Source organism: Rhizobium sp. P1_E1, assembly GCF_056406015.1.
The window spans coordinates 1-4,998 of sequence record NZ_JBFUAY010000281.1 but is presented as its reverse complement, the minus strand read 5'-3'; the positions used below and the strand labels follow the sequence as shown (position 1 = coordinate 4,998).

Here is a 4,998-nt window from a genome sequence, read left to right as displayed (position 1 = left end):
GCAGACCCCTGCCAGTCAAGCGCCCGTGGGTCTTGCCGGATACCTGCGAGAGTGGGAATGTCTGGATTGGCTCAGGACACACCGCCCACCGGCCACGCCCTACGTGATGCTGGATGACCGGGCCGGGCTGTTCCGCTCGAACAACCCGCACCTGATGATCGTGGATTGCGACGATGGCTTTATGCCGGATAACGAGACGGAGTTCAGGGCCCATCTGGCCAGGATGGTGGCACAGGCCAATACGGTTTCGGGAGAACCATGATGAAGTTGCATATCCTGTCTGACCTGCACAACGAGTTCGTGCCGCATCAGGCGCACCCGGAGGCGGCAGCTGCGGCGGATGTGATCGTGCTGGCCGGCGATATCGACCAGGGCACCCGGGGCCTGACATGGGCACGGGAGGCATTTCCAAACCACGAGATCGTCTACGTGGCCGGCAATCACGAGTTCTACCATCACCACTGGAACCAACTGCTGGATGACTTGCGCCACAAGGCCCACACGCTCGGCATCCATTTCCTGGAGAGCCAGGCGGTGACGATCAACGGGATCCGCTTCCTGGGGGCCTCGCTGTGGACCGACTTCGACTACTTCGGGCGCAACAAGCGGCAGGCCTGTATGCTCGAGGCCGAAGAAAAGCTCAATGACTTCAGGCTCATCAAGGCGCAGACGATCCAGCCGGAACGGGTCTCTGCAATCCTCGGGACAGCCGACGGTAAAAAGGGCGCCGTGCGCTGGAGCCGAAAACTGACGGCCGTTCACACGCTGGCGCGTCATCAGGCGAGCATGGCCTGGTTGCAAGCCGAGTTGCCAAAGGGTGATCCAGATCGGACAGTGGTGATCACGCATCACTTCCCGCATCGAAACAGTTGCGCGCCACAGTGGTCGAACGCGCCACTCACAGCGATCTTTGGGTCGAACCTTCCGAACGAGGTGCTTCTGGGGGCCAGACTCTGGATTCACGGACATACCCATGACAGCTGCAACTATCGGATCGGAGACTCGAAGCGCGCTGTTCGGGTGATCTGCAATCCGCGCGGCTACCCGGTAGGTTGGCTCAAAGACGAGTTCGAGAACATGTTGTTTAACCCATCGCTGGTGATCGACCTCGACGATCCAGGGGATGGGCCAGATCCACGGAGCTTTCCACTGCCCGAGTGCAGATCATGAAGATGAAACAACACGGAGGGATCGCGGCATGACCACACCAGACGAAAGAACACGGGCGCTGCGCTGGGCCGGCGAATTCCTGTTTGAGCTTCAGGGAAGTAGTGCTGCGGCAGCATTACCAGACCATATGAAACGGCAAATTCCAGTGATTCTGCGCCACTACCCGAGAGCATTCGAGATTGCCAGTGAGGCAAAACTGCAGAGTCATCAAGATTTCCCCTGGCTTGGCCCGGAGGAGGCGAAAGATGAAACTGCACGTCCTATCTGATCTGCACTGGAGCTCTCGGCTTCTACCCTGACGCGGCCGCCGTGCGCCAGGCGGACGTGATCATTCTTGCCGGCGATATTGACAAGGGGAGCAAGGGCATTGCCTGAGCCAGAAGCGCTTGCCCCAACAAGCCTGTCGTCTAGTGGCGGGTACCCGTGCCAGGGAGACGAAATACAAAGCGCATYTCAATTCAGTTCGCGCAATAGGTATTCCGCAAATTTCCTTTTAAATCAATGACTTGCGAGAAATCAAGTCAATGAATACACTCCGGAAATGTCTGCACCTTCATCACCAAGAAACCTCGAACGTATCCCTGCGGAGATCAAGCGGGAAGTGTTCCTGGTCAATGGGATTTCGATGAAGAGTTGGGCCGAAGCGCGCGGCTTCAACCCTACATTGGTCTACCAAATCTTGACCGGCCGACGCAAATGCTTGCGAGGCCAAAGCCACAACATCGCTCGGGAGCTGGGCATGAAATAGAACGAAACCAACAGGATGTGTGCGACGCCGACTACGCAAGTAGACGGCACCTCTGCGTATGGCTTCGGCCATAGGACAAAGGGATGCGGACTTGCCGGTCCGCCCCTTGAATCCAACATTGACCAAATAGTTGCTCTAGAAAATCAACTCTAGCTGATCATTTCAGGTCGGTCAATCTCCCGTTTGTCAAACTTTGTCAGACCAAGCGCAAGGCGCTTGGCAGGGAAAGGCTTTGCTCATGAAACGCGACCAGTTACCGCGCCATGACCCAGCGTCCCGCGCGTCAGAGGTACGCGCGTTGGAAGGATACTTACCTTGGGACTTGTGCACCCGCCACCATACTAAATCGCCTCAAACAGGCAAGATGACCTTTGCCAAACCGGTGTGTTTGATTCGCGAAGGTTATGGCGTGGATCATCTGCACTGGCACCAATCGACGCGGGTCTGCCATGCTGGATGATCTAGCTCTGCAGCGCTATTTTGCCGCCATGAATCTTTCACCAGTAGCGTGCGAGATCATCCTCCAAGTGCGGAGCAGCGACCCGCTTAGAAACGTAAGCAATAGAGGCGGCAATATGGCCGGCACTCATGCCGACTCCAAGATGCTACAAACCATTCAATGGGAATCATGGTCTGGCGAGCGAGCATTGGCGGTACTCTGGGAGTTTGATCCCGATGTTTTCGAATTCTGGGATCAATCATACCGACTCAAAATTGCTTATGCGCTCGCGTCTGGGCGGAGGACCGGCCTTCGGACGATAGTGGATTACCTGCTTCTAGGGAAACATTTCTGCGGATTCGTTGACTTCAAGACTTCCGAAGAATTGCGGAAACTAACATTCGAGCAACCAACACGCTTTGTACAGATCGGCGACTGGAAGTGGGATCAACCACCGGCGCGTGAGGCATGTCGAAGCTTGGGTCTTGACTACCAGCTTCTCTCGGATTGTGACATTCCGCATGTGCTGGTAAGGAACCTTGAATTTCTTCGGCCACGAATGCTGCGCCAATTAAGCGCCCCGGCAGTATCAATCGATGATCTAAAGCGAACGCTTATAGAAAAAAAAAGGATCCTCCTTTCAGAAGCCATAGATATTCTCGGCGATCCCGATCGAGTCTACTGGGGGCATTTTTCATGTCATTGGTTTCTTGATCTCATTACCGAGCCTCTTGCGCATCCGGACTCTACTTATGTTTATGTCGACAAGCTTTCAAAAGAAACCTTCGGCGCTGTCCGACGCTGCAGCCAACCATTGCTGTCACCGTCACTTGATGCGGATTCGATCCCGGACCATGCTTTTTTGCGCTGGGACGACAGCCTTTTCCAGCTGCTAAATCGTAGCAAGACCAATGTCTATCTAAAAACAGGAACTAGTCCGCTGATCACCATTTCCAAATCCGACTTCGAGGGATTGCTTTCTACTCATGCAATTACGGCGAACGTTCCGGCACCTCTGCTGACACAAGCGGGCTTGGACATCCTCAAGTTGTCGACACCGGATGCCCAAACGGAGGCGCTGCGTAAGCTGGGAATTCTAGAGCGTCATTGGAAGGGAGAGGATGTCATTGGAAATGTTGTCGCAAGGCGAACGCTATACGACTGGGTCGCAAAATTTCGCGCGGCAGAGCAGAAGTATGGAAATGGATTTCTCGGTCTTATCGATCGGGACGATCTGAAGGGAAATTCGACCTCACGCACCAGTGAGGAAGAGCAGGCTCTTGTTCAGAAGGCATTCGAATGGCTGATGGTCGACCTGGCACGTCCGCCTGCCGCCGGCTACGCGATCTACGTCGCGTCCTGCAGCGATGCCGCAATCATTCCGCGGTCAGAGAATTCMTTCATGAAGCTGTGGGGCAAGAACGATAAGTATCAAGAAGTCTTGACGCGCGAAGGAAAGCGGGCTGCCTACCCACATAAGGCACCTCGCCATAGCAATCCAGCATCGACGCTCCAAGGGCCGCCCGAAGGTGATAGTCCGTTCAACCTGGTACACGTTGACCATACCCAGGTAGATTTTTTCTCTCGGCGGGAAAACTCCGCTGTACTACTGGGAAAACCCTGGCTGAGCCTCGCCATTGATGCATTCACCCGACTAGTGCTGGGTTGGTGGTTGTCCATGTTGGCTCCCAGCACAGCTGCCGTTTTAATGGTACTGCGAGACATGGTAAGACGTCATGGCAAGCTTCCTCTTTACACGATTACCGATAGCGGTAAAGATTTCTCCAGCACGCGAGTCAAACAGTTTCTGGCCAGTCGCAGATGTGGCCATGGCTACCGACCGGCCGGTGATCCGCGCTTCGGCAATCCGGTCGAGCGCTTGAATCTCGACATTTCAATGCATTTCTCGCAGGTCGTGTATGGCAGCAACAAAGCATTCAAGACGCCTCGGATGAGTTCAGCAACGCACGACCCCAGAAATCTTGCCTATCTGACGATGAACTCGAGTGCGCCCAAGCTTGAGGAGCTTCTATTCGATTTGTACCCTGGGCGGCCACACTCCGGGCTGGGAGAATCTCCAGACAGCAAGCGACGGTCAGCCGCCATTATGCAGGGTACGTCATGGGGAGTGCCAGTCAATTTTGATGACCTTCTTGTGTTTCAAACACTTGCAACGCCGCATAAGCACGGTGGTTTAGTACGGCAGCGCGACGGAATCCGCCTTAATGGTCACAACTACTTCTCGCCAATGCTCGTCGGTGACGGAAACGGGAGGACCATGAGAGATTTACCACTTTACGACCCTGAAGACCCCACCTATATCCAGGCCCGTGTGGGTTCGCAATGGACACGATGCGATTTGCTTGACTCACAGAGAAAACGCCTGCCCTCATCCGACCTCAAATACTATCTGTCGGAAAGAATCTTTCTCAATCGAGACAGCACGAATAAGGACGACATCAGGGCGTACCAAGCACGTCTGGGAAGCTTTTACAAACGCCTCGACGAAGATCGCGTTGGAAATGCGGCTGAGGGTCCCGACATCAAGCATCCAGAAGATCATCCTCTACAACCCAGCACTCCAGCGCTCCCTCCTTCGCCCATTCAAGCGGCTCCCATCTCCAAAAGGCCACGCCATGGC

Annotated in this window: 5 protein-coding genes; all 5 read left to right on the top strand. The window is 54.9% G+C overall.

Annotation, left to right across the window (positions count from 1 at the left end; genetic code table 11):
- Positions 1-262, top strand: a 262-nt coding sequence (locus AC1D1Z_RS33965) for a hypothetical protein (RefSeq protein WP_477853202.1), incomplete at its 5' end; no start/stop codon positions are given.
- Positions 262-1,170 carry a metallophosphoesterase family protein gene (locus AC1D1Z_RS33960; RefSeq protein WP_477853200.1) on the top strand — a complete coding sequence of 303 codons (909 nt, stop codon included), beginning with the start codon at positions 262-264 and terminating at the stop codon, positions 1,168-1,170. The genes AC1D1Z_RS33965 and AC1D1Z_RS33960, both read left to right, overlap by 1 nt.
- 28 nt (positions 1,171-1,198) lie before the next feature.
- Positions 1,199-1,438 (top strand): BPSL0761 family protein, encoded by a 240-nt coding sequence (locus AC1D1Z_RS33955; RefSeq protein WP_477700424.1) that lies wholly within the window; start codon positions 1,199-1,201, stop codon positions 1,436-1,438.
- 273 nt (positions 1,439-1,711) lie between these two features.
- Complete coding sequence (locus AC1D1Z_RS33950; RefSeq protein ID WP_477700423.1) at positions 1,712-1,918, top strand: DNA-binding protein; 207 nt, start codon at positions 1,712-1,714, stop codon at positions 1,916-1,918.
- Positions 1,919-2,367: 449 nt separating this feature from the next.
- Positions 2,368-4,998 (top strand): hypothetical protein (locus tag AC1D1Z_RS33945; protein WP_477700422.1); only part of this gene is annotated, 2,631 nt, incomplete at its 3' end.

Coding starts and splice junctions, on each gene's coding strand:
- AC1D1Z_RS33960 (WP_477853200.1), top strand. CDS start 262: ATGAAGTTGCATATCCTGTCTGACCTGCACAACGAGTTCGTGCCGCAT.
- AC1D1Z_RS33955 (WP_477700424.1), top strand. CDS start 1,199: ATGACCACACCAGACGAAAGAACACGGGCGCTGCGCTGGGCCGGCGAA.
- AC1D1Z_RS33950 (WP_477700423.1), top strand. CDS start 1,712: ATGTCTGCACCTTCATCACCAAGAAACCTCGAACGTATCCCTGCGGAG.